This is a genomic window from Legionella antarctica (assembly GCF_011764505.1).
In the GTDB taxonomy this organism is placed as follows: Bacteria; Pseudomonadota; Gammaproteobacteria; order Legionellales; family Legionellaceae; genus Legionella; species Legionella antarctica.
Genome location: NZ_AP022839.1, coordinates 286,899 through 312,112, shown reverse-complemented (window position 1 = coordinate 312,112; position 25,214 = coordinate 286,899). Strand labels below are relative to the sequence as shown.

Below are 25,214 nucleotides of genomic sequence, written 5' to 3'. Positions count from 1 at the left end.
GTCATCCAGCAGCATCCCACAAAACATTATTATCTGGGTTCTTAGGTTCTATCTAAATCCCGCGAACACGTTGCGGGATTTAGATAGTCAACTGGTCCTGATAGGGGGATTATCTGTTCACTTCTTCTACGCCAGAGCCATAAATTTGTTCTTTTAATGAGCTCATGTATCCGAACATGAAAAATAGCTCAGCAGTCAGGAATAGCGGTGCAATAAGAGCCTGAGATAAGTTAGTCATAAAAGCTGGTTTTTTTGCCTCTATAAAATGACCATAAAGCTGAAGGCCCCATCCCACGACAAAAGTAATGATAAAGGCCCATATTCCCAGTTTTGTAGGTCCATGATGGCTAAACAAACTAGAAAACCATAATAAAATGAGCAAAATTGGGGTCAACGCCAAGGCAAGTTGCCAGTTAAGGCGATAATAATAAACCAAAATGGCCAAGGTAGTCAGGCAGGCAAGGGTGATTGCAAAAACGCCAGGCATAATTATTTTAATAAAGCCTAACAAGATCATTAAAGACAGTATAATGATTGGCACACCTGCCAGATGGGTATAACGAGTTATCACATTCTGGTGATATGAGGCGTATGTTTGAGCTTGCTCAATAAATGATTGCATTTTTAACGGTCCTGAATATTAATCCTTTAGAAAACATAGCACATTATGGGTATAACTAGCAAAAAAGGATTTTAGTTTTGACCGGCTAAAGGGGCGGTGGTTAGAGGTAGGGTCATTAAAATGTATACTTACTAACGAGGTACAGTACGTTTCCATTTTTTGAGTTCCCCGGGATATACGCAGCCCCTATGGATACTTTCTTAAAAAACACAGAAGCCCATGGAACAGCACCTGGAAAAGGAATGTTGTGATTAATATCAACTCGCGAAGTGACTAGCACAGAATAGCCTAATCCTGCTCTTAGGTCTTTGGTGATACTGAGCATTTTTGAGTAGGCATACCCGGCTGCAGGTTCTACATGCCCATGAGAATCAAGGAAAGCAATGGCGTAGAGAGCATGCCAATTACCTTTTTCATCAAATAGACTTTTACCAAGCCCCCCACCCCAGGCATTTTCGTTGTAGGTTTTGATTTTTTCCCGTGAATAAATATATCTGTTATGCCACGCATAACCAGACAAATAAAGGTCAGTATCTCCATCAGACCACACCTGTTGAAGACGTTGGCAAATAGGTTTAAACAATGACAGCCAATGGCTGCATGAACTGGGATCTTTTGCAGTAAAAGCATTCAGGGAAATACACATGAATAAGCTGGTAATTAATTTTTTCATTCAAATTTCAACCTTTCCGGGGTTTCTACTGGTAGTCTTTTAGTGCTAGAGTTTAATTTTGAAAGATTTCAGTTGGACAGATGTTAATCAGACACTATATTTTAAATAGCGAATAAAAACGTTAAAATAAAAGTCTCAAACCTCAGAGCATACTATCATGGACTTGTTTCGCAAAAAAGATATTGCTGGATCATTAGATAATGAATCTCATTTGGCGCAGTGTCTGACTGCTTTTGATCTGACTTTTTTGGGAGTAGGTGCCATTATTGGTGCCGGTATTTTTATTCTCACCGGAATAGTTGCTGCAACCTATGCAGGTCCAGCAGTCATACTTTCTTATGTAGTCGCCGGAATTGCCTGTGCTTTTGCGGCTTTATCTTATGCAGAACTTGCCGCTGCTATCGGGGGATGTGGTAGTGCCTATGGCTATGCTTATGCAGGATTTGGCGAGTTAATTGCCTGGATAGTTGGCTGGGACCTGATATTGGAATATTCCATCTCTGTTTCAGCGGTTTCTGTCGGGTGGAGTGGCTATGCTAATGATTTACTGAGGGCCATGAAAATAAACCTGCCTAAATTTTTATTACATGGGCCGTTAGATGGTGGCGTTATCAATTTATTGGCATTTATTATCATAGCGACCTTGACCGGGTTATTGATTGCAGGTGTTAAATCCAGTACCCGGTTTAATAATCTGATGGTTATCACCAAGCTTACGGTCATTTTGGTATTTATCGCTATTGCATCTACTGAGGTTCGTACTGAAAACTGGTCTCCTTTTATGCCTTTTGGGTGGATGGGCGTTATGAAGGGGGCTTCGTTAATATTTTTTGCCTATATAGGTTTTGATGCTGTTTCTACTGCTGCAGAGGAGGCAATAAATCCCCAGCGTGATTTACCTAGAGGAATCATTGGTTCATTAATTATTTGTACTGTTTTATATATAATAGTTTCCGGCTTACTGACAGCCATAGCTTACTACCCCACTTTGAATGTTGCATCTCCAATCAGTCACTCTCTACTTATGTTAGGTCATAGAGTCGCTGCAGGTTTCGTTGGGGTTGGCGCCATAGCAGGACTGACTACGGTAATGTTGGTATTATTTTATGGTTTAACCCGTGTGTTCTTAGCAATGGCTCGAGATGGCTTGCTGCCCAAATTATTTTCCAGAACTAATGAGCGCACTAAAACTCCAGTGCGAATTATTTTAGTCTGTGGCTTTTTGATGGCCTCAATCTCTGCAATAGTTCCCATCGATGATTTAGCTGAGTTAGTTAATGTAGGTACTCTTTTTGCCTTTATTGTCGTGTGCTCTGGTGTTTTATATTTACGTCGAACCCAGCCTGACATGCATCGCCCATTTAAAACACCGGCAATGCCCTATGTACCCATTTTGGGAATAATCAGCTGTTTCTACCTGATTACTAATTTACCCTGGGTTACACTGCTACGTTTTCTGATTTGGATGATCATTGGTTGCGTTATTTATTTTGTTTACAGTCAAAAGAACAGTGCTTTGGAGATGATAAAAAAGTAAGATCCGTTTCCTTATCTCAAACGGATGTTACATTAATTAAAAGAGAGTATGATTGCCGCGGCAATCATTGCTGCGGCAGGAATGGTGAGCGCCCAGGAAAGGAAAATTTTTCTTAGTATGTGCCAATGTGCGCCATCAAGGCCATTGAATAAACCCACCCCAGCAATGGCTCCAGTTACCGTATGGGTTGTTGAAACAGGTATTCCACCGTCCGTTGCGACAAAAATAGTAAGCGCAGCAGCAGTTTCAGCGGCACAACCTTTTAATGTATTTAACTTGGTTATTTTGATTCCCAACGTTTTGACGATGCGCCAACCCCCAAACAAAGTGCCCAAACTAATCACCGCATGACAAGAGATAACCACCCAAAAAGGCACATAAAATTCGCCATCTATCCATGAGGCGGAAAAAAGCAGGACAGCAATGATCCCCATGGTTTTTTGGGCATCATTACCGCCGTGGGTCAGACTAAGTAACGCTGAAGAGGCAAGTTGCAAACCTTTAAACAGTTTATTCAGATATTCTTCACTAAAGTATTTGAGTAATTTGCTTAACAAGAAAGTGAATAATAAACCGATTAATAGCCCTATAGTCGGTGATAAAACGATACCGATAGCTACTTTAACAAAGCCCGAAAGCTTAAGCGATGAAAAGCCTCCTTTCGCTAGGGCAGCTCCCGCCAGTCCTCCAATCAGGGCATGAGAGGAGCTCGAGGGTAAGCCATAGTACCAGGTAACCAAACTCCAGAAGATGGCACCTATCAGGGCTGCCAGAATTAATGGGGCATCGACAAGACTGGTGTCAATAAGTCCGTTACCAATTGTTTTGGCCACCATTAAATTAAAAATGAGAAAGGCAATAAAATTAAAAAAAGCAGCCCATATTACTGCCTGCCTGGGGGTTAATACCCCGGTAGTTACAATAGTTGCAATGGAATTGGCTGCGTCATGAAATCCATTGATGAATTCAAAAACGAAAGCTATGAATACAACAAAAAGGATAAACAGGGTATTGGTGTCCAATCTTAATCTTCCTAGGTTATAAATAATAACTGCTTTTGGTCATTAATTTCGATACCACTCTCATTAATTGTTTTATGAGGTAGGGAAGCTCCGCTGCTCCAGCTGCTACGGCTAAGGTCGCATGGTGCTCCTCATCTTCTTGCATCTTTTCAAGAATGATTTTAGTTTTTTTATCGTCAATCGGTATTGTTTGTAAATGACGTTGCAAATGAGCCGTTACTTGTCGTTCTGTTTCAGCAACAAATCCCAGGCTGATCTGGTCTCCTGCTAAACCTGCAAGGGCGCCTAATAAAAGGGATCCACTATACCAGATAGGATTAAGCACACTGGGTTTGCTTCCTAATTCAACCAAGCGCTCTTCGCACCATGCCAGGTGGTCGGTCTCTTCCGCTGCAGCCTGGACCATTTGTTGTTTAATATGGGTTAACTGTGCTGTTAATGCTTGTCCTTGATAAAGTGCTTGGGCACATACTTCCCCTGCATGATTAACTCTCATTAATCCGGCAATATGTTTTTTAGCTGATGAAGAAAGTGGGTGATCTGCAATTTCATGAGCAGGTGAGGGGCGCATCGGTATTCTTTTTAGAGGTGGAAGCAGAGTGCGAAGGGCGCTATCAACTTCGGTTATTAAAGTATCAAGGAGGCTTATTGTTCGCATAGTTCTACTGGAAAGAGATTAAGGAATCTATGTTAACTGGATTAATGAGGAGTTTGAAGTCATCATCGGGTTAATTTGAGCTCGATTATGAAAGATAATCAATATAAAATGAATTAAATCAGAAAGATAGCAGGAATTTGGGATGAATAATAAAAATAATTTTTTAATTTATGGCTCATACGGTTATACAGGGAATTTAATTGCTGAGCTGAGTCTTAAACAAGGACTCCACCCGGTATTAGGGGGGCGAAACAAAGAAAAATTAGCTCAACAGGCTAATGCTTTAAATCTGGATTATCGCGCATTTGATATGAACCATTTGGAGGAAACCAAGAGGGTGCTGCAGGAATTTATAGCCGTTATTCATTGTGCAGGACCATTTCAACATACCTATAAAAAAATGGTACAAGCTTGTCTTGCTAGTCATACTCATTATTTGGATATAACTGGCGAAGTTCTGGTGATTGAACAGTTAATGGCAATTAATGAGCAGGCAAAAGCTGCGGGGGTTATGGTGTTACCCGGCGCCGGATTTGATGTCGTTCCCAGTGACTGTCTGGCTTCTTATTTGAAAAGCAGATTACCAGATGCCAGTGAATTGGTTCTTGCTATAGGAACATTAAATAATGGAAAAAACTCTGGAGCTGGTGTTTCTCGGGGAACAGCCAGAACCATGCTGGAAGGTATTGCTGCTGGAACAATGATTCGGGATAAAGGTATTTTAAAAACGAGGCCATTAAGCTGGAAAACACGTACTTTTGACTTTGGCAGCTCCACTTCCTTACTTTGTACTACTGTATCGTGGGGCGATTTAGCTTCAGGCTGGTGGAGTACAGGCATTCCTCATATTGAAACGTATATGTCACTTCCAAAAAAAATGATTCGCTTGAATAAGTTGATTAATTCTGTGAAAGGACTCTTTAACTGGTCGCCAGTGAAACGATATGTTGCATATAAAATTAATCAATTACCCGCTGGACCGACTGTGGAAGAAAGAGAAAACTCGATAGTCAAAATCTATGGTGAAGTAACGAATGGGGCGGGAAAAAAAATTGCAGCATTAATAACTACGCCTAATGGTTATAAGTTTACAGCCTTAACTGCTGTAACAATTATGGAGAAAATTATAGCAGGCAAGGCTCCGGCAGGTTTTCAAACTCCTTCCAGTGCTTATACACAAAATTTGGTTATGGAAATTCCTGGTGTGACACGTGTTGATATAACGGATTAGCCGCAGGCGCTGATTTATCTTAGGGTTAATCAACTTGCCCCAAGTCTTATTAATAATCAGGAACCTTGATGCAAAAATGTTTCATTAGTCAGCCGCCTAAACGTTGTATAATTTCTAAGGAGGGTTAGGAAGGGGCTGAAAATCATGATTATCACTAAGTTCTGACTTGGTGTCCTCTTTAGTATCTGACCTGAGCTCAGTTACTGCTTGTTTAAACTCTGCGAAAGTTGTTTTAGAACCTTCTCCATGAGGGAGTATAGGAATGGATGCCTCTTCGACCTCGGACTCCAGGGTTTTAATAAGCTCCGGATTTATTTTTTCAATAGTAGTGGTGTTAATCGCTTGAGTCAGGCTATCTCTAATCCCTTTTATCCCATTAGTCAAAAACTGGGTTAAAGGCCTTAGGCCAAAGCTATGTTTAATCAGAAAGCCAACGCCCTCAAGCAAAGTGGCACACATTGCTCCTACAAGTTTCAAAGGGTTATAGCCAATATCTCCTATTAACTCATTAGCCCGGACACCAATTGCCTCGACGGCCGCTCCAACTGCATACAACGAATATCCTCCCACATAGCCCAGGTTACCCGCAAAACGAACGGCTTCTTTGGCTAGGGAAAGTGTGCTATAAACTAATGTCACCATAAGTTCATTAGTCAAGGATTGTTTAACCGCATAGTTACGATCATGTTTTGCTAATATTTTTCCTACCATATGGATTAAATCAGAGGAACTATTGCTCAGGATTAACTCTTTGAAATGCTGCTCCAGCTTGTCCAGCACACGCTCGTATTTTTGATCTGTAGATTCCGTTCCATTGTTGATCAGATTATTGACCTCTTTACGTATTTGCTGTGCGCGTTCTGCTTTAGACCTATCCTCGGAAAAACTAAGTTCTCCTTTTTCTCGCTCGTATTGAAAAGTAACGCGGTATACTTCCTGTTCGAGTAAAGGTAATTTATTCATTTGTTCCGCATGTTCTTTTACTAAAGCAGGTACTAAATCAGGAAGTAATTGCTGCATGCTCATGCACGGTTCAAGATAATTATAGCCACGAGGGCCGCCCAAAGTGATTCCTTGTGAGGAATTTTCGACCCCATAATGCCTGAGACGTTTAAATAACCCAGGATTATTTTTTTCTATCTGCTCCAACTCAGTTCTCACCAATTCTTTTGAATTTTCGCTATCATCTGGAAAACGTGGGTCTTTAAGGTTTTTTTCAAACAAATAGTTAAAAGATTTGGGATAGGCAATTTTAAAAAGTTCACGCTCTAATTGGTTGATAAAAAACGCTGAGTTTTTAACATAATATCTGCCATGTTGATTTAGCGTTCTTTCGGTTCTGGGAGCGGGTATACCGTCAAAAAGTTTAGCAGCTGTGCCTGATTTGAGATAGGCTTTGCGGTTTTGATGATGCTCAGCAAATAATTTCAATAATTCCTTCGCGTCAGGTTTCTCTGGTGTCAGATCCTCAATAGGTTTTATTTGCTTTTTCTTATCGGAATGTTTCTCACTGAAGGCGATGGGGGGTATTTTATCTTCGGCAAATTGGGTGCCTTTTTGGGTTAAAAACTGATGTAGGGTATACCATACTAATTTAGGTCCACTTTCCATCCCTGTGTCTTTAATTTTGGTAGTATCAGAATGATTTCCATACAGCGGTAGCATAGTCATTTTGGTTTTTTGGGGATTGGCTACCACGATGCGCGTCATATCCTGAGGTTTAAAATCAGGTCGTCGTTCGTCTTTTTGTAACACAGCCACATAACTGGAAACCATCTCTGGAATTATCCTGCTCTCTTTAGCACTTTTATCAGTCAGGCCTGCCACGGGGTCCATTAGAAACAGATTTAAGTCGAGCTGGTTTAGGCGTTTGAGCAGATTTTCATCTTCTGCACCCAGATTTCCTTGATTTTGACTCTTTTGCTTCTCTAAATCATTTTTTTTACTTTGTAATAAATTGGCAATGCGAATGCAGGTTACTGAGCCACGACTAAATCCGGTCAGGTTTATGCTGTTTTTATCATCAGTTTGTGCTTTTAGCCACTCAAGGATGCGTTTGGTTCCTTGTTCCGCATTAGCCTGAACTTCAAGGCCCAGCATGTTAGGACCGTCTAGAATGGTTTTTTCACTAACGCATGCATTAGAAAATTGGGATATTATATTATGGATGGTAGTATGCGTTTCCCCGGTACCATAAGCAAACAAAGTGAAATTAGCCATATTTTTCGCCTCTTGATACTCTGTTTTTAAATAAAGTTTAGCAAGTTATATTTATAGTTTAGCAAAGTTAAATTATCAATTTATTAACAGCTTCCAAATTGAATTGGCTTCCCAGGGCACAAGCGCATATTAAAATTGCAAACTGAATAAAATTGGTTACCATTTGTTCCATTAAAAACAGATTTTTAAAAATGATTGATATTCATCGAAGTAAAATAATTTCTACTATATTTAGTGACATCACTGATCCAAGAAGCCCGAAAAATAGTCGTTGTCTTCGGTAAGGATGATTCGCGAATTCAAAGACTATGGGGCTGAAAATTTCGCCGTCCTTAAGCATACTGCCCTCAATTCGAAGCAAATAGTTTATGTGAATACATTTGAGTAAGATGCTGAAAGTAAGAGGGGCACACAACAGACTGGCATCAGAATACGGTGTAGTTCGCCGAGAACATTATACGACACTCGCTAAGTAATTAGGGTATCGAACAAGGCCTCAACGAAGATATGATATTAATGTTTTGAGCCGATAAATTTGCCAGTTAAATAATGCAATAACAAAAAACCAATAATGAGGCCAGTAAAGTTTATCCAATAAAATGGCCAGGAATAAATGCCAAGCCCCACTACATTAGGACCAGGACAAATTCCAGTCAGACCCCAGCCGACTCCAAAAACTCCGGCGCCAGCAATCAGCTGCCAATCAATCTGTTCCTGGGTGGGGAGTTCATAACTTTGGTTCAGTAAAGGTTTTACCAGCCATCTGCGTAATTGGAACAATACAAAAGTAACCGATAAAGCGGTAAAAAAAGTGGCGTACAAGTTAACCTTGAACGTCTCAGCCCCGATTTTTAGCCCGGCAATGATAATATCTGGACTATACATTCCTGTTAAAATCAAACCAGAACCAAATATCAAACCCGCTATTAACGAGATTAGCCCTCGCATCCCTACTCCTTAATGTACTAACCATGAAGTGATTATTGCAGTAGGAAAAAAAATTCCCACCGCGGTTATTGACCGTTTGCGCAAAAGTGACAGGCCACATAAACCATGTCCGCTTGTACAACCGCTACCCAGATAAGTACCGCCACCAACCAAGATACCACCAATAAATAGTACCCATGGAGCGGTTTTGAAAACAGATATGGGATTGGGTACCGTCTGCATGTAGTTAAAAACTATTCCACTTATAAACAACCCCAAGATAAATAAAATATTATCAACATTAGGCCTATGCGTCATAACATTCCATGAACGAAAAAGTATGCCGCTGCAGCCAAGTATTTGGCCGCGGACCAACAACATAAGGCCGGCAGCAAATCCAAGTAACATCCCACCTAAAATAACTTTTATCTCAATAATCATCGCGGCTATTCTCTTATAGTACTTAACCAATGGTTATATCGTAGAATATTTTACTCATCATAGCGCATTACATTCCTTTTTTCTTAAAGATCCCAGCAATAACTTATTGGAGTTTAAATATTATACGTACCCTTCAGCTATTTTTGGAGAGCAGGATTTACATAAAATTGGAGATGCATCAGTGTAAAGTTATTATTCTGCTGCTGCTCTTTATATTATTCATATACTGAATACATGTTCCCCCTTCCTAATTACCCCTATCAGTGTGGAAATGGGTTGCGTATCCTACAATTACATCATATAGGCCAGATATATTCGGTCGATGCGGCTCAAAGTAAGGATACACTATGAGTAAGTTTATGATGACTGTTATTGGTGGATGGATAATGGCGATAATTGCTTCGAGTACCTATGCTAATGTTGCAAATGAGATCTTGCTGAGTAGATCGTCTGATCAAAAAACCCAAATATTAAGTAACATTATTAATGCAGCAGGTGAGCCTTGTCTCGCTATCGAATCCTTTTTCCAGGGAGTGGACTTATACGACTCAGCATATTGGAATGTAGCATGCTCGAATGGGAAGATGTTTACGATTCAGATTGCAAGTGACTCTACTCATTCCATATTTCCATGTGCCGCTATGCAATCAATAGGAGCTGAGTGCTTCAAAAAATTTGGTACTTCTCAACCAGCAAGAACTTTGCTTATTGTACGATAATGATTTCTGCGTGAATAAAAATATACCTTACTAAATCCCACATTAGATACATTAAGTAATTTTTATCTCATGACCTGGAAATTAATTTCTTTATTTTATTAACAAATACTGGCCCTGGATCTGTTTTATCGGTTTGGTAGGTTGGATCTTTTTCAAGCCACAAAGAGGTTTTTTTAAAATTCAAATAATCATTATGCCCAATAACATGCGTTATTGTGGGGTATTTTTTCGTTAAATAGCATACCAGATAAGCATTTGCTCGGGCTTGTTCTTCTGTTAAATCATCTTTTCCCTCAAAGCCCCCAATATTTTCAATGCCAATTGCATAATGATTCAGACCAATAACATGCCTGGCCATCCAGGTTTCTGGCATAAGCTGATAGATACTTCCATCCCGGTCAACTAAAAAATGACTCGAAACATTTAACTCCCCAGGTATATCACTCCGTCGTGGCGAATTTTTCGGTAAAGCTGGAGAATCAAAGATACGAAAAGTAACATCCAAACTGGGTATGCAGGTCCAATGTGCTACAATCATTCTTGGCTCAATTTCAATTGATTCTGAATCGATACCATAATGAGTTAATTGATATTCACGAGTTAAAGCAATCCGCTCTTTATTAAATTGAATTGGTTTTTGATGGATGATCTGTGGCTCATGACAAGAAAATGCATACCCCAATTTATTAATAATAAAGAGGGTGCTTATAAAAAAATGAATGGACGTAATAATTTTCATATTAAGGCTGGTACATAAAGAGTTAAAGTTTTAATGACCTATAATAACCTTTGTGCCGAACAAAAAACAGAAATGAAGAAGACCCCAATATTTAGTGGTCAAGCAAATATGGATGTAGTTAAAGCAAAAAGCACAACAATTTATCGTTTTTATTATTTTAAACCGATATTAAAGCCAGAATGAAACCCTTCCTCTGGCTCAGGGATCGTTTTATCTTTGGCCACCGCGCCCTGCTCATAGGCTTGTTGTCATAGGCTTGTTGATTTATTTTAATTTCCTGTTTTAGAAAGTCTTCAACCTGCTTAATGGTTTTCTCGGGTCGTGTGCAATCCTCATTAACGGTCACTTCGGTTTTTAGTTTAAAGGTTCCACTGGGTTGATTCTCATCATTTAATCTGAGCTGCCGATCAACTTCTACTGCTGCAATAATCTGTTCGCGAGGAATGGATTTACAAACGATTTCCTCTGCATACATCATCACAGCATCTTCAAGGCTTATATTCATTATATTCTGAATGACGGTGATTTTCTTTATGTGATCCTCCACTTGTTCTTTACTTAAATGTGGATTGGCTTTTTTAAAGGCGCTTAACAAGTCCTTTTCTGAAGTATGGGCATTGATCAGACTGCTGACAATGCCTTGCATGTGCACATCATATCCTTCTTCAACATACACTGCATATAGATAGGTTTTATCCTGTAGCGGTTTATCAGTGAGGCTTCCAGGCACGGGAAAAAGGAGGGCTGATTTAAAGCGCTTTGATAGGGAAATAAAGTTTTGCGACTCAAAGGGGCGGTAAATCCCTTTTTTTAAATCCTCTTTTTGATTGTCTTCGATTACCACGATGGAATCATTGGCCACCCAGTCAACAACCTGACTGATCCAGCCATCTTTTAAAAAAGAAGGCAGACCTAAAAACTCTTTAACCAAACCCTCTGTCGCCTCCTCTTTTATGATTTCAGTTAATGCATCCACATCTTCTATAAATTTTTGTGGATTAAATCCTTTGTTATCAAGATGTGTTGTTTGAATGTCCTCTATTTTTTTGAAAAGTTTTTCAGTAATAATTTCACGTAACTTAAAACCTTTGGCAAAAACATCATCTGGCGAACGACTGTCCCCTCGAAAACAGATTCTGCCGATAGGGGATAGCGTCATTTGTGAACGATCTACCGTCTTTGAGCTTGGAACATTCAAGGGATTGTGAATAATTTGCATTATTTTTTTCGTACTGGAAGTCATGATGTTTTGTCCAAATACTTGGCAGGCATAGTTTAAATATAGACCCAACAGGTTTTTTTTGTTTCGTAAACATCGGGAGAGTATGATTTAGAGCTAAATAGCCGTTAGGTGGAGCGCTGTTTTCGGCATGCTTCTTGTAAATTATGACAAATACTAAACAAGTGACCACAATATAAAATAAAACGATTTAGAAAAATCCTTTTTGGTGATATAGTGAGCACCATGTTTGTTATATTTAGAGAAAATTATGAAAATAATGAAGGAAGTATTGAGTGGCGAAAAAATTATACTTATAGGGGAGGATCTAACTCTGGATAATGTAGGTAATGGAGCTGAGATTACAGTTCTGTTTGGCTCAGTGCTTATCAATGGCAATGTCGGTGCTAATACTCAGATTAATGCCTATTTTTCACCTGAATTATCACAACAACCTTTCAGCAGGAATAAAAAAAATGCCAATAGTGATAAACGCATTGATACCAAAGGTCAAATAACTGATCTTGGCAATAATTGCTTTAAAATTACGGCTAACACTCCAAGTACCTGGTCAAGATGCGCGCCATCTGGTAGTAAACATCATCCTATCGCATCAATAGAAAAGGAACCGATACTCTTCGAAGCAGAAATTGATGGGAACACTTATATAGGTTACGAGATCGCAGTTTATGGAAACATTGTAATCACAGATAACCAAGAACCCGATATCGCAAGCCACTCATCATCTTTATCTGCGCAAAGCCAGGAATCCAAACTTCTAACCCCGGTAAAAGTTCAAATTAAAGGTTCAATTTTCGATGGAGTTACTATCAATGCTCATGCAATTGAAGTGGGTGGTAGGGCTGGTAATCATGTCACGCTTAAAGCTAGGGACAGAGTTCAATTGGAAGGCCTGGGTAGTAATGGACAAGTTACGTCTAAACTTGGAGAAGTAGTAATAAATGGTAACATTGGCACTAGCAGCCATGTGACTGCAAAAGGTGATATTGTTATCAAAGGAAGTTGTCTTGAACCAAGCAACCTTCGATTAAACAGTCGCTGCGGAAATGTAACCCAACCACAAAAAAGAGCTGTTTTTACGCCGCTTGCAGCAAAAGCAACAGTCCGTCAACGACAACCCGCAACAAAGATAAATCCTGAGTGCTCACCCAACTCATCGTCTTTATCTGCACAGAACAAATTAACCAAGATTCTAACATCCGCAGTAACTCAATCTAAAGGTTCCGTTTTCAGTGAATCTAGTACTTATGCTCGTGAACCAAGCAGCCTTCAATTAGGAGAAAATCACTCTGTAATAAGTGTCGCCAAAACCCAAAAGCGAAATGCAAATACGTTGCCTGTGGCAACAGCAACGCTCGTTCAACGACAACCATCAATAGGGTCAAAGCTTGATAACTCAAACAAGTCCTCACCTAAAGAAGAGAACGCTCTAATTAAACATTCCATTTTCTCTGGACTCAATCCCTCCACTGCAGTTGACAAAAGAAGTGTATGGGCAGATATAGCTTATTCGAATGATTTTTTGACTAAAAAGAACGATAACTAGCTCCTCTATTTTTTGACAAAGCAATCATGCGACAGCCGTACTTTAATGAAGCAGTAGGCTCTAAAAGACCCTGTGTTCGATGATTTGGGTGTTTTATAGAGGGGGCAAGAGCGACCCCTTTTTTGATTTATTCAATACCCGCGGTCAATGACAGGATAAATTTTTATCAAATGATGAAGATGTAATACAAAAATAAAAATTTTACAAAGCAACAGGTTGGGCGGTGCACGGTCACCGCCAAGCTAAGAGCTCTGCCCCCAGAGACAATCTAATGCTTTAGAAGTAGCTGACTTTGGATCTTCATTTGCAAAAATCAATGCTTGCTCTAAAGTTATTTCATTTTTAGAAAAGAAACAATATCGGCCAACTCGGCCACCCAAGATGCCTGCATCATAATAAGTAAAAAAAAGTCTATGGAAATCAGAAGGCGAAATTGTTTTTATAACATCCTCAATGGTATATGTTCCATGAGGACTAATATAGGCGCGGTTTTCTGGACACAAAAAAAGGTTTTTTAAGAGCTATTCTTCTTAATACAAAGAGGAGAATAAAATGTCTAAAAAGCGAGCTTATTATACGGCGGCCAAGAAGGCAAAAATAACGCTAGCTGCGATTGAGGGGAAACTCACACAAGCGCAAATTACCAGTGAATACGGTGTTCACGCAACGCAGGTAAAAACTTGGAAGCAATCGGCCATCAAAGCCATTAACGATTTATTCTCTGGGGCTAATGAAAAAGAAGCCAAGTCCCAAGAGCAGCTTGTTGAGGCATTATATCAAGAAATTGGTCGACTTCAAGCGCAGCTATCTTGGCTAAAAAAAAAGCATGAACTTTAGTCTGGATGAAAAGCGCGTCATGATTGATCCTCTTGCCGAGCTCACCATTCGTGAACAATGCTTGCTATTAGACTTGCCTGTTTCAAGTTATTATTATAGTGCCAAGCCCATTTCTGTCGAAGATGAAGCGCTTATGGCGCTACTTGATGAGCACTATCTGCAGTATCCATGTGAAGGTAAAATTAAGCGGGCAAGATGGCTGTCAAAAGAAGTAGGCTATCCTGTTGGTAAACGTCGAGTAAAAAAGTTGATGGAAATGATGGGGTTATCGACTGTTTACCCAAAGCCAAATACAAGCGTTCCCAATAAGGAGCATGAGGTGTTCCCTTATTTATTAAAAGAGGTGGATATCACCAAACCAAATCAGGTTTGGGCCGCAGATATCACCTACATCCGCATGAAAGGAAAGCATGTGTATTTAGTAGCTATTATGGACTGGTATAGTCGTTATGTGATTGGATGGGCTATTTCACCTACTATGGAGGCTGAATTTTGTATTGAGGCGCTTAGAAACGCTTTGCTGCATTCGCGTTGTGAGATCTTTAACACGGATCAGGGTTCTCAATTTACCTCAAAAGATTGGATAAATACGCTAAAATCTCACCACATTTCTATCAGCATGGATGGGCGAGGACGTTATTTAGATAATATATTTATCGAGCGATTGTGGCGTAGTGTTAAGCAAGAAAAAATCTACCGGTATGATTTTGATACAATTGAAGAGGTTGAGCTGGCTGATATGGGTCCGCATGTCTGGAACAAAATTAAGGAAAAATAAGAGCTATTCATCCATCATTTATAGTTAAAAATTCACTCAAATTAACCTATTTAAACCTACTCAATACCGTATGAATAGTGATTGCTACTACGAATTGTCTTAGGTCATTTTACCACAACTCTATCAGAATGACTTATCCACAAGTCCACAGGTCAGGAGAGCTTCACTTTCTCGTATAGGCCTGTGGGCCTTGTGGGTAAGTCATGACGCTCTCATTTAGGGTTTATGGTCTTTTCCGGCCATAATACACCTCTGCGGGCGTTAAATAATTAAAGGACTGGTGAAGCCTTCGGTTATTATAATACTCAAAATACTCCGTTAAGGCCAGCTCAACCTCTTCAATTGTATCAAAATCATACCGGTAGATTTTTTCTTGCTTAACACTACGCCACAATCGCTCGATAAATATATTATCTAAATAACGTCCTCGCCCATCCATGCTGATAGAAATGTGGTGAGATTTTAGCGTATTTATCCAATCTTTTGAGGTAAATTGAGAACCCTGATCCGTGTTAAAGATCTCACAACGCGAATGCAGCAAAGCGTTTCTAAGCGCCTCAATACAAAATTCAGCCTCCATAGTAGGTGAAATAGCCCATCCAATCACATAACGACTATACCAGTCCATAATAGCTACTAAATACACATGCTTTCCTTTCATGCGGATGTAGGTGATATCTGCGGCCCAAACCTGATTTGGTTTGGTGATATCCACCTCTTTTAATAAATAAGGGAACACCTCATGCTCCTTATTGGGAACGCTTGTATTTGGCTTTGGGTAAACAGTCGATAACCCCATCATTTCCATCAACTTTTTTACTCGACGTTTACCAACAGGATAGCCTACTTCTTTTGACAGCCATCTTGCCCGCTTAATTTTACCTTCACATGGATACTGCAGATAGTGCTCATCAAGTAGCGCCATAAGCGCTTCATCTTCGACAGAAATGGGCTTGGCACTATAATAATAACTTGAAACAGGCAAGTCTAATAGCAAGCATTGTTCACGAATGGTGAGCTCGGCAAGAGGATCAATCATGACGCGCTTTTCATCCAGACTAAAGTTCATGCTTTTTTTTTAGCCAAGATAGCTGCGCTTGAAGTCGACCAATTTCTTGATATAATGCCTCAACAAGCTGCTCTTGGGACTTGGCTTCTTTTTCATTAGCCCCAGAGAATAAATCGTTAATGGCTTTGATGGCCGATTGCTTCCAAGTTTTTACCTGCGTTGCGTGAACACCGTATTCACTGGTAATTTGCGCTTGTGTGAGTTTCCCCTCAATCGCAGCTAGCGTTATTTTTGCCTTCTTGGCCGCCGTATAATAAGCTCGCTTTTTAGACATTTTATTCTCCTCTTTGTATTAAGAAGAATAGCTCTTAAAAAACCTTTTTTTGTGTCCAGAAAACCGCGCCTATATTAGGCCTTAACGGAGTATTTTGAGTATTATAATAACCGAAGGCTTCACCAGTCCTTTAATTATTTAACGCCCGCAGAGGTGTATTATGGCCGGAAAAGACCATAAACCCTAAATGAGAGCGTCATGACTTACCCACAAGGCCCACAGGCCTATACGAGAAAGTGAAGCTCTCCTGACCTGTGGACTTGTGGATAAGTCATTCTGATAGAGTTGTGGTAAAATGACCTAAGACAATTCGTAGTAGCAATCACTATTCATACGGTATTGAGTAGGTTTAAATAGGTTAATTTGAGTGAATTTTTAACTATAAATGATGGATGAATAGCTCTTATTTTTCCTTAATTTTGTTCCAGACATGCGGACCCATATCAGACAACTTGCAACAGTAAATCCTCTGAGTAAGAAAAGCCATGGATTTTTTACTGCGTTGATTACCACCCGACCAAATATGTCCTCTGCCATTTCTCCCCAACCCGCATTACCAGGATTTCTTCCAATCCCACTTGTATTAGCTTCAATAATACTGTTTTTAAAAAAAGGATGAGCCGATAATTTTTGAGCAATTCCATCTTTCAAAGCAGCCCTGCAACATTCTAAAGATAATACTTTAGGCGCGCAGTAAAGACCGGACTTCGTTAATCTATCGACAATTTGTATTGCAGTTTCTCCCTGAAGATAAAGACCCGTATCCCCTCCATCCTGGGTCAATCCCGGGGAAGTTGAATGACCGACAAGGGTTAAATGATCGGCATTACTCACTTTATAAAGTTCGTTTGCATTTAAGATTACATAGTTATTTCTAATTGCATTGGCCTTTTGGCCGTTAAGAACCTGACCTGGTGTTTCAAGGACATACAATGGATGATACCAGATATATTTTTTCATGAGCTTTAGCCTTATTTACCAATTGTTCATTACAGGGCCAATTGCTCCTATTAAGTTCATCGATACTTGCTTCATTATGATTTATTGTTTCATAAAGTGATCATAAACAGCCCGGCTAGCTAAAGCAATGGCGCGACTTCGTGAATAGTCACTCGCTTCCCGTGATTTAATATATACAGCAATCGCAATATGCCCTTTATTATGAGGCAAGGTGATAATTCCAACATCACTGGCAAAGCGATAGAGTTTTTTAGATCCTGCATATCTTAAATAATCTTGTTCGTATATCGCCCATGTGCCAGTTTTATGAGCTACTTTTACATTTGCAGGGAGCAATCCTTTTATTCTACTTCTGCCTGTTCTGCATTGCTCCATAATCTTCATCAGAATATTGGTACTGGATTCTGAAAGAGCCTGTTTTTTATATATTTTCACTAATAATTTAGCCATATCTTCAGGAGTGGTTGTGTCTCGCACGTCATTTTGAAAATGCTGCCATGCCACTTTCTTTTGCTCAAGAGGAATGCTGTTAAATGTTTTTTGCCAAAAAAATACCGGTCGAGGTTTTTTTAACAAAGAATGGTCTACATGATTTGTATCCAGGAACATTTCCAGAATGGAACGATTTATTAAAATATTTTTGAATCCGAGGGCATACATGCGTTTCGTTACATAATCAGGGCCATTTACTGCCTGCAATAGAGTATCGCTCGCGCTGTTATCACTGTTACTTAACATATGCTTAAGTATTTGTTGCAAAGACAAGCTGAGTTTTCTTTTTTCAAATAAATGATATAGGGTTCCAGAGCCAGGAACTGAGTTATGCAAATCGAGCTTAATAACCCGACTTAATGAATCTTTTTTTTCATCAACGCGATGCAAAAAAGCTAAAGCAATTGGCAATTTAATTGTACTTGCCATAAAAAAACGCTTATCACTATTATGGACAATCATCTTATTCTGCTCTATATAAATGGCTGTAATACCCATAATAGAGTTCGATTTTTTTTCGATAGCAGCGATTTTTTTTGAAAGCTCAGTCTCATTATTAGCGGCGAAACAGTTCAAAGAAAATACAAAGCAAAACACCCCGCACTTTAAGTTACTCTTTATCTTTAACATGCTGGAATAGTGCGAAACTGATGATAAGTTCATAAAATATTTAGTCCGTTTATTATAGTTATTCTCTTAGCGCAGTAGGCTTGCCGCTACTTATTCAGGCCTATTGCTTGCCTTCCCTTGTTTATTAAACATATCTCAATATCATTGTTAATTGATTGTCCTAAATTTTGCAGTAAATTGCTCGATAAATTTATCTTTTAAGCTGAACTTTAGAAACTATAACCAGAGCGTTTTTTTAAAATTTTTCAGGCAAATTAATGAGTACAGCAATTATAAAAGATTTAGTAAATATGCAACTCCGACATTGCAAAAACAAATTAATAAATTGCTAATAATGACTCTGCAAAGCCAATCAGCATGTCGGGCTAATTTATTTCATTGCCTATCCGTGCTACGATTTTGCCCATGATAAATTACGAGATGAATATGCCAGATTCTGTTACTACCTGGAGGGATATAATAGGCGATGAAAAGAAACAGCCTTACTTCCAATCTATTTTACAATTCCTCACTCAGGAACAACAAGCAGGTAAAGTCATTTACCCCGAAAAAAATGACCTGTTTAATGCTTTTAAAGAAACTGCTTATGAGCAAGTTAAAGTGGTGATTTTAGGGCAAGATCCCTACCATGGCCCAGGTCAGGCTCATGGCCTTTCTTTTTCAGTGAACCCGGGCGTTAAGCCGCCCCCTTCTTTAAAAAATATTTTCCAGGAATTAAAAAATGATTTAAATATGCCAATTCCCAATCACGGTTGTTTAAAAAAATGGGCTGCTCAAGGAGTTTTGCTGCTGAATACATCGTTGAGTGTCGAACAGAACAAGCCACAGTCTCATGCCAAAATAGGCTGGACCATTTTTACCGACAATGTCATTCGAAAATTAAATCATTGCTCGCACTCTTTAGTATTTTTATTGTGGGGGGCTCATGCAAAAAATAAAAGTATTTTGATTCGTGAGAAAAAACATCTGGTATTAACTGCAGCTCATCCCTCTCCATTTTCGGTTCATCAAGGCTTTTATGGTTGCCGCCATTTTTCAAAGGCAAACTCTTTTTTAAAAGCAAATGGTCGTGAACCCATCGATTGGAGTCTATGATCATGAGCGCAAAGATTCTGCCACAACGCAGGTGGGGCGTTTTGATACTGCATCCCAAAATGCTGCTGTTCTTACCGTGCTTTTTCTTAAAATTAATTTTATTCTCAGAATGTTACCCGAATTTAATCTCTCTGGGTTGTCGGTAGCCCCCACTCTTTTGATATTATATAATCCGAAGTAATTAATGAAGCCGAGTATTAGTCTCATCATTGTCATATTAGCTCATGTATGATGCAGCTATGCCTTGGCATAGTGCGCGTCTCTATATCAAGGAGAGGTACTTCATGTTTTATAGCAAAGCCTTATTAACTGCCACGTACAAAGAGGGACGGCCAGGCCCACTTACTGCCGAACATAAAAAAGCGGAGCATCATCGATTTAAAACACAATATCTTTTTAAAAATACAAAAATTCCTAAAGACTTATATGTCTCTCGATTAATCCAACACTTTTTGATTATTAAAGGCATAGAAACACAATTGCAAACCTTGTCTCTTAAAGGGAAATCAGAAATTAATCCATTTTTTGCTTTATCTTATCTTCAACACTTGTGGCGTACTCCAGGAATCCAAAGTGATTTACACCAATTAGGTGTGAATACTGACAAAATTAATGATCACCAAATAGCCCAAACAACTAAAAGTTATCTTAAGAAAATAGAAGAATTGACTCCTAAAACTTTGCTCGCGCATTTTTTACTTCACGTTGCCGGTTTTATGCATGGCGGAACTATTATTCGCTCTAAATATATTGAGCCAAGCAATCAATTAACTGACTATCAAATAGCAACCTGTCAATATGATTTTTCCTCCGCAGCACCATCCTTATCTGCAAAACGATACTCACCACTCACTGTTTACCACGACATGATGAAGCAAGTGGATACAATAGCACTAGAGGATAGTGAATATGAAGAGATTCTTGAACAAGGAAAAACGGTCTATGAAACCATGAGCAGCATATATGATGATTTATGCAATATGCATGGTCTGTTTCCACATTACTCACTTGCTGTTGTAAGTGTCAGTATCGCTTCTATTGTATTAATTTTAAAGTTACTGGCTGATTTCTCAAATCCGATGAATCCTACTATGTCGCCCGGGCCTATGTAAGATAACAGGAGTAGCCAGGGACACTTAAACGTATCTATTGGCTCTTCTTGCAATGTCCTGCATTGAAGGAAATTCTTTAAGAGCCTCTATATCGCGGTTTAAACCAGGAGATAATCATTTAACGATTTATGCCAAAGGACTACGTAACTCGGTTGGATTTGATTGGTCATTAGAGGGCATCGATGGTGAATTGTATCTATCCGATGATTTTAATGGGGTGATTTATTTGATTGAACCTAAGTAATTTGAGAAATTCATCCAGTAATAATGTACTGAAAAATGGTTGCCCAAACCCAAAATGTCCCCTAATTTAAAGCACTAGAAACCCAGAAGGGAGTTGTGTTTCAAAAAACCATTTGATTGTTGGACCGAATGTGTCAATGAGATTCAGGACAAAGACACATCTATTAAGAATTACTATCCATGCCTTCCAGGAGTTCGTTGTATCGTTCTTCATTAAAACCTAAGGCGATTGCTTTGCCATTTTCAACTAAAACAGGCCTTTTGATAAGTGACGTGTTTGCAATAATAAAATCAACTTTTTCGGATAGAGTCAAATTTTCGTAATGGTCTTTGTATTTTCGGTAGGTCATTCCTTTTTTGTTGATCGGAAGTTCACCCGCGTACTCACTCCATTCTTTTATTTGTGCTGTTGTTGGTGGCGATTTTTTAAAGTCGATAAACTGGTAATCAATTTTATTTTTCTCTAAAAAGTTGCGAGCTTTTTTTACCGTATCACAATTAGGGATTGCAAACATTGAAATCATTTTCATACTCATAATATAGGTTTATGCTGTGCCCATTTCTTCCACAAGAGTACTTTTGAGCATCACCTCAATTGGTAATTGTATTTCGCGGCCGCCATTGGTCAAAATAAAATCCAATGTATTGAGTTTTGCACACTCTGTTCTATACTCAAAAGAAGGAATAACAATTGCAAGGGAATGACATGTTAGCTAAAACTATCTCTATTTTAGCGTTATCCTTCGTACTTATACTCAAACCACTCATTGCAAACGCGGGCCAATCACCTACCCTGATGACCAACCAAAATTATATTGAAATGTTAAAAACTGATCAACCGATTGATGTTAATTCTACAGAATCAATATTCAGTTTTGTATTTGAGCAATTACCGGAAGAAGTTACAGTTTACCCAACCGAAAACTATTATTATTACTCATTTCATCACAATGGCATCGAGTTGTCGGGCAATATACGCTTGGATGCACTGGATCGGGATAAAGGTATAGTGCATTTTGCCTGTTTCTCTACTTTTAATCGATGGAATGAAGAAGTCATCAATCATTATAAAAAATTTGAAAAAACAGATGGCGTAGTTTTAAAAAAAATTGCCCCTTTAAAATACTCATTAAGTTACCGAAACAAATCAGTGATTTTTAAACTCCATGATCTTAGTAATGTTCTACCGCCAATTAGCAAAATTCGCGAAGATGAGCAATTTATTGGTCCGGTATATGATGAGTCAGGCATCCAACTTTATCTGGTTTACAACCAGAAGATAAAAAAATTCCACTATATACTAAATGACCGGGAAAATGTTCCTGAGACATTCACCCCTTCCAAAACGAACAAAGACATCATCATTGGCACTCGTACCGGATTTTCCTTCTATAAAGATAACTATAAAAACCGCTTCATCCTCATCGGAGTTTATAGTGGTAACTCTATGGTAAATAATTATTATGACGGACCCTTCGATCAATTGCCCGATAACTTTATCAAAGGCGATGTTTTAAAAAATGCATTCATTGATCAAAGCCCTGAACTTAAAGGTAAAATCGATCGCTTTGGTAATACCGATCATGGCGCTTCGCGAGTACTGATAACCCCATACATTCATTATACCTATGAGCAGGACCTTTCAATTTTTTCAGAATGCACCAATAAGGCAGGAGATAATATCGATGCCTATTACACCTGTTTTGACAAGCAGGGAAGCGAAGAAAATAATAGCTAAGGAAGTGTAATCATGAATAAATTTCTTAGGGTATGTGCACCAATTCTCATTATAATTGCTTCTTTTAGCACCTATGCTGCAGAGCCTCTCCAACATGGGGAGGCCTACGTGACACGTTTTTCTGGAACCATCCCGGACGATAACAAAAATAGGGCCGTGATCAATGTAGATGGCACTGTTGGCAGTATCATCAATGTCAGCGCTCCAAAGCCCCCTCCTCAAGGACAACATTGGATCGATGAACCACAACGCTTGCCTATCAAGGCAAAAAATGCCGGACAGATTTTTGGTATCGCTATTGACTACAGCAAACCTGCGGTCGTGTACGTTACTGCAACATCAAAATTTGGCTTACATCGAACTAAAGACAATCTTGGATGGATGCCTGGTATGTGGGGTATTAATGGTGGTCCGGGAACTATCTATCGTCTGCAGGCAGCAAACGATTATCAGCCTGAAATCTTTGCAGAGGTTACCCTAAACGGCCGCAAAAATACGGGTGCAGCCCTGGGTAACATCACTTATGACAAGCAGCATAAACAACTTTATGTCTCAGATCTGGAAACCGGTATGATTCACCGTATTGATGCAAAGACAGGTAAAGAGCTGGAACTATTTGATCACGGTAAGGATGGTCGTAGCAGCTACGTAGGTATTACCGGTGACAAGGCTCCTCCATTGACCGCTATTTCTTTTGACCCCACCTCCAAAGCAAACATCAATCAGTGTCCGCAGCAATTTGATACCTCACCCGAGTGCTGGAATCTGGCAGATCCAAGAAGAAGGGTGTGGGGTTTGGGAGTACACGCGGATAAAAATGGCAACCAACGTCTCTACTATTCTGCAATGGTAAACAAAGAAGATAAACAAAGCAGTATCTGGTCCATTGCTATTAATAAAGATGGTACCTTTGATACCAGGGACGTACGACATGAGTTGGTACTTCCCAGTCATACTGGTACTAATGAACTTTACGTATCGGATATTGCATTCTCCAATAAGAACGAGATGATCGTTGTTGAGAATGGTCAATTACGTAATTTAGGTCTTGAAGTTGATGAGCCCTTTTCCCAACCCTTTGATGCGCGCGCATTCCTTTATAAATTAAATGGCAAAAATCATTGGGAGTTGCAAGGACGTTATGATATCGGCAACATTTCAAAAGCCAACAATGAATACACTAACGCTGCTGGTGGCACTGACTTTGGAGTGAACGATCAGGATGAGAACCAGTTTGTCTGGTTTTCAGGAGATGCGCTGTGCTCTGAAACAGGTCCTTGCTACGATCCTCAAACACAAAATTATACAGACACCGATGAAGTACATGGTCTGCAGGGAATGAAAAAAGGCGCTTATATTCCATTAAATACCAAAGAACCTGTTTATGTCAGTGAAACCTATATGATTGATACCGATCTCAATGCAGGGGCTAATGGTACTCAGCTCCATACTGAGGCCCAAAAAAATGATGCCACTAAAATTGGGGACGTGGAAATTGTCAAATACATTTCGCCAGTGCATATTGTGACTCCTATCGTCAATAACATACCTTCAGGGCATAATAAGTCGCTATCAACCCCATTTCATGATCGTGCTCTTTCTCATTACAGGTCCTCATCTCACGAGGTCCTACTGTCTCATCATCGTTATGGATCACATCATCGCCTCGACTCACACTACAGGCTCTGGTCTCATAACAGAAATTACTCACATCGTAAATATAGCTCTCATCTGAAAAGTGCTTCTCATTCGAAATTTGGATCACATGACAAGAGGGCTTCACACCTGAAATTTGGATCCCATGACAAGAGGGCCTCACACCTGAAAGTCGGATCCCATGACAAAAAGGCATCGCATCTGAAAGTCGGATCCCATGACAAAAGAGCATCGCATCTGAAAGTCGGATCCCATGACAAAAAAGCGTCGCATCTGAAAATTGGATCCCATGACAAAAGAGCATCACATCTGAAAGTCGGATCCCATGACAAAAGAGCATCGCATCTGAAAACTGGATCGCATGACAAAAGAGCTTCGCACCTAAAGGTGGGCTCCCACAACAAGGCAGCTTCGCACCTAAAGGTGGGCTCCCACAACAAGGCAGCTTCGCACCTAAAGGTGGGCTCCCACAATAAGGCAGCTTCGCACCTAAAGGTGGGCTCCCACAATAAGGCAGCTTCGCACTTAAAGGTAGGTTCCCACAATAAGGCAGCTTCCCACTTAAAGAGAGGTTCTCACAGCAAGAGCGTCTCTCAACTAAAAAGAGGACCTCAAAATGGGTACTACCCGCAACAAAGATAGTGATAACTCAGCAAATTTATATCGGGTCAACAAAGGGGCATAAGCCCCTTCTACCCCTACGATATTTGTATAAGCCTGTGCTAACATTTCTATCCATCCCTAAGCCTTAATAA

The 25,214-nt window shown here is 39.5% G+C and carries 24 protein-coding genes and 1 pseudogene; 11 read left to right on the top strand and 14 right to left on the bottom strand.

From position 1 onward, the window contains the following. Nucleotides 1-109: 109 nt before the first annotated feature. Both HRS36_RS01590 and pagP read right to left on the bottom strand, forming a co-directional pair. Nucleotides 110-622 carry an Mpo1 family 2-hydroxy fatty acid dioxygenase gene (locus HRS36_RS01590; protein WP_173235892.1) on the bottom strand — a complete coding sequence of 171 codons (513 nt, stop codon included), beginning with the start codon at nt 620-622 and terminating at the stop codon, nt 110-112. Nucleotides 623-737: 115 nt separating this feature from the next. Next, a complete protein-coding gene (gene pagP / locus HRS36_RS01585; RefSeq protein ID WP_420814319.1) occupies nt 738-1,268 on the bottom strand; it encodes a lipid IV(A) palmitoyltransferase PagP in 531 nt (176 codons plus the stop codon). A gap of 184 nt (nt 1,269-1,452) precedes the next feature. Here pagP and HRS36_RS01580 point away from each other — a divergent pair, with 184 nt between their 5' ends. Then, nucleotides 1,453-2,832: an amino acid permease gene (locus tag HRS36_RS01580; protein WP_173235888.1), complete on the top strand. Its 1,380-nt coding sequence runs from the start codon at nt 1,453-1,455 to the stop codon at nt 2,830-2,832. 32 nt (nt 2,833-2,864) lie between these two features. On the opposite strand, the gene HRS36_RS01575 is transcribed toward HRS36_RS01580, so the two are convergent. Together HRS36_RS01575 and coq7 are read right to left on the bottom strand one after the other, a co-directional pair. Next, the gene (locus HRS36_RS01575) at nt 2,865-3,854 is read right to left on the bottom strand and encodes an inorganic phosphate transporter (RefSeq protein WP_173235886.1); all 990 of its coding nucleotides are present in this window, start codon (nt 3,852-3,854) and stop codon (nt 2,865-2,867) included. Between the two features lie 16 nt (nt 3,855-3,870). Continuing rightward, nucleotides 3,871-4,512 carry a 2-polyprenyl-3-methyl-6-methoxy-1,4-benzoquinone monooxygenase gene (coq7, locus tag HRS36_RS01570; RefSeq protein ID WP_173235884.1) on the bottom strand — a complete coding sequence of 214 codons (642 nt, stop codon included), beginning with the start codon at nt 4,510-4,512 and terminating at the stop codon, nt 3,871-3,873. Between the two features lie 142 nt (nt 4,513-4,654). Between coq7 and HRS36_RS01565 the strand changes: the two genes are divergently transcribed. Then, the gene (locus HRS36_RS01565) at nt 4,655-5,743 is read left to right on the top strand and encodes a saccharopine dehydrogenase family protein (protein ID WP_173235882.1); all 1,089 of its coding nucleotides are present in this window, start codon (nt 4,655-4,657) and stop codon (nt 5,741-5,743) included. 114 nt (nt 5,744-5,857) lie between these two features. On the opposite strand, the gene HRS36_RS01560 is transcribed toward HRS36_RS01565, so the two are convergent. From HRS36_RS01560 to HRS36_RS01550, 3 genes are all read right to left on the bottom strand, one after another. Next, nucleotides 5,858-7,963: a DUF5621 domain-containing protein gene (locus HRS36_RS01560; protein ID WP_173235880.1), complete on the bottom strand. Its 2,106-nt coding sequence runs from the start codon at nt 7,961-7,963 to the stop codon at nt 5,858-5,860. A gap of 513 nt (nt 7,964-8,476) precedes the next feature. Next, nucleotides 8,477-8,911 (bottom strand): DUF6691 family protein, encoded by a 435-nt coding sequence (locus HRS36_RS01555; protein ID WP_173235878.1) that lies wholly within the window; start codon nt 8,909-8,911, stop codon nt 8,477-8,479. Between the two features lie 9 nt (nt 8,912-8,920). Beyond that, the gene (locus tag HRS36_RS01550) at nt 8,921-9,331 is read right to left on the bottom strand and encodes a YeeE/YedE family protein (protein ID WP_173235876.1); all 411 of its coding nucleotides are present in this window, start codon (nt 9,329-9,331) and stop codon (nt 8,921-8,923) included. Between the two features lie 347 nt (nt 9,332-9,678). Between HRS36_RS01550 and HRS36_RS01545 the strand changes: the two genes are divergently transcribed. Then, entirely contained in the window at nt 9,679-10,050 is a 372-nt protein-coding gene (locus HRS36_RS01545; RefSeq protein WP_173235874.1) for a hypothetical protein, read from the top strand. Between the two features lie 67 nt (nt 10,051-10,117). Here the strand turns inward: HRS36_RS01545 and HRS36_RS01540 are convergent, their stop codons facing one another. Together HRS36_RS01540 and HRS36_RS01535 are read right to left on the bottom strand one after the other, a co-directional pair. Further along, nucleotides 10,118-10,789 (bottom strand): N-acetylmuramoyl-L-alanine amidase, encoded by a 672-nt coding sequence (locus HRS36_RS01540; RefSeq protein ID WP_173235872.1) that lies wholly within the window; start codon nt 10,787-10,789, stop codon nt 10,118-10,120. 157 nt (nt 10,790-10,946) lie between these two features. Next, complete coding sequence (locus tag HRS36_RS01535) at nt 10,947-12,032, bottom strand: hypothetical protein (RefSeq protein WP_173235870.1); 1,086 nt, start codon at nt 12,030-12,032, stop codon at nt 10,947-10,949. A gap of 247 nt (nt 12,033-12,279) precedes the next feature. Between HRS36_RS01535 and HRS36_RS01530 the strand changes: the two genes are divergently transcribed. The 3 genes from HRS36_RS01530 to HRS36_RS01520 all read left to right on the top strand — a co-directional run bounded on the left by HRS36_RS01530 (nt 12,280) and on the right by HRS36_RS01520 (nt 15,190). After that, nucleotides 12,280-13,575 carry a hypothetical protein gene (locus HRS36_RS01530; RefSeq protein ID WP_173235868.1) on the top strand — a complete coding sequence of 432 codons (1,296 nt, stop codon included), beginning with the start codon at nt 12,280-12,282 and terminating at the stop codon, nt 13,573-13,575. A gap of 552 nt (nt 13,576-14,127) precedes the next feature. Next, on the top strand, nt 14,128-14,412 hold the full coding sequence (locus tag HRS36_RS01525; RefSeq protein ID WP_173235475.1) for a transposase: 285 nt from the start codon (nt 14,128-14,130) through the stop codon (nt 14,410-14,412). Next, nucleotides 14,402-15,190, top strand: a complete 789-nt coding sequence (locus HRS36_RS01520; RefSeq protein ID WP_173235866.1) for an IS3 family transposase — start codon at nt 14,402-14,404, stop codon at nt 15,188-15,190. The genes HRS36_RS01525 and HRS36_RS01520 overlap by 11 nt, the downstream gene beginning before the upstream one ends. Nucleotides 15,191-15,413: 223 nt before the next feature. Here HRS36_RS01520 and HRS36_RS01515 read toward each other — a convergent pair whose 3' ends face one another. After that, nucleotides 15,414-16,259, bottom strand: a complete 846-nt coding sequence (locus tag HRS36_RS01515; protein ID WP_173235473.1) for an IS3 family transposase — start codon at nt 16,257-16,259, stop codon at nt 15,414-15,416. Then, the gene (locus HRS36_RS01510) at nt 16,249-16,533 is read right to left on the bottom strand and encodes a transposase (RefSeq protein WP_173235475.1); all 285 of its coding nucleotides are present in this window, start codon (nt 16,531-16,533) and stop codon (nt 16,249-16,251) included. The genes HRS36_RS01515 and HRS36_RS01510 overlap by 11 nt, the downstream gene beginning before the upstream one ends. A 105-nt stretch (nt 16,534-16,638) precedes the next feature. Here HRS36_RS01510 and HRS36_RS18990 point away from each other — a divergent pair. Continuing rightward, nucleotides 16,639-16,713: pseudogene (locus tag HRS36_RS18990) on the top strand (hypothetical protein); the annotation flags it as partial. A 195-nt stretch (nt 16,714-16,908) separates the two neighbouring features. Here the strand turns inward: HRS36_RS18990 and HRS36_RS01505 are convergent. Beyond that, nucleotides 16,909-17,493 (bottom strand): hypothetical protein, encoded by a 585-nt coding sequence (locus tag HRS36_RS01505; RefSeq protein WP_173235864.1) that lies wholly within the window; start codon nt 17,491-17,493, stop codon nt 16,909-16,911. Between the two features lie 81 nt (nt 17,494-17,574). After that, nucleotides 17,575-18,648 carry a class A beta-lactamase gene (gene bla / locus HRS36_RS01500; protein WP_226905541.1) on the bottom strand — a complete coding sequence of 358 codons (1,074 nt, stop codon included), beginning with the start codon at nt 18,646-18,648 and terminating at the stop codon, nt 17,575-17,577. A gap of 393 nt (nt 18,649-19,041) precedes the next feature. On the opposite strand from bla, the gene ung reads away from it, so the two are divergent. Together ung and HRS36_RS01490 are read left to right on the top strand one after the other, a co-directional pair. Next, nucleotides 19,042-19,710, top strand: coding sequence for a uracil-DNA glycosylase (ung, locus tag HRS36_RS01495; RefSeq protein WP_173235862.1), 669 nt, complete (start codon nt 19,042-19,044; stop codon nt 19,708-19,710). 284 nt (nt 19,711-19,994) lie between these two features. Then, nucleotides 19,995-20,822, top strand: a complete 828-nt coding sequence (locus HRS36_RS01490) for a biliverdin-producing heme oxygenase (RefSeq protein WP_173235860.1) — start codon at nt 19,995-19,997, stop codon at nt 20,820-20,822. Nucleotides 20,823-21,229: 407 nt separating this feature from the next. On the opposite strand, the gene HRS36_RS01485 is transcribed toward HRS36_RS01490, so the two are convergent. Further along, the gene (locus tag HRS36_RS01485) at nt 21,230-21,589 is read right to left on the bottom strand and encodes an arsenate reductase family protein (RefSeq protein WP_173235858.1); all 360 of its coding nucleotides are present in this window, start codon (nt 21,587-21,589) and stop codon (nt 21,230-21,232) included. Nucleotides 21,590-21,756: 167 nt separating this feature from the next. Between HRS36_RS01485 and HRS36_RS01480 the strand changes: the two genes are divergently transcribed. Continuing rightward, nucleotides 21,757-22,803: a hypothetical protein gene (locus HRS36_RS01480; RefSeq protein WP_173235856.1), complete on the top strand. Its 1,047-nt coding sequence runs from the start codon at nt 21,757-21,759 to the stop codon at nt 22,801-22,803. A 12-nt stretch (nt 22,804-22,815) separates the two neighbouring features. Then, complete coding sequence (locus tag HRS36_RS01475; protein ID WP_173235854.1) at nt 22,816-25,101, top strand: YncE family protein; 2,286 nt, start codon at nt 22,816-22,818, stop codon at nt 25,099-25,101. Nucleotides 25,102-25,214 lie beyond the last annotated feature (113 nt).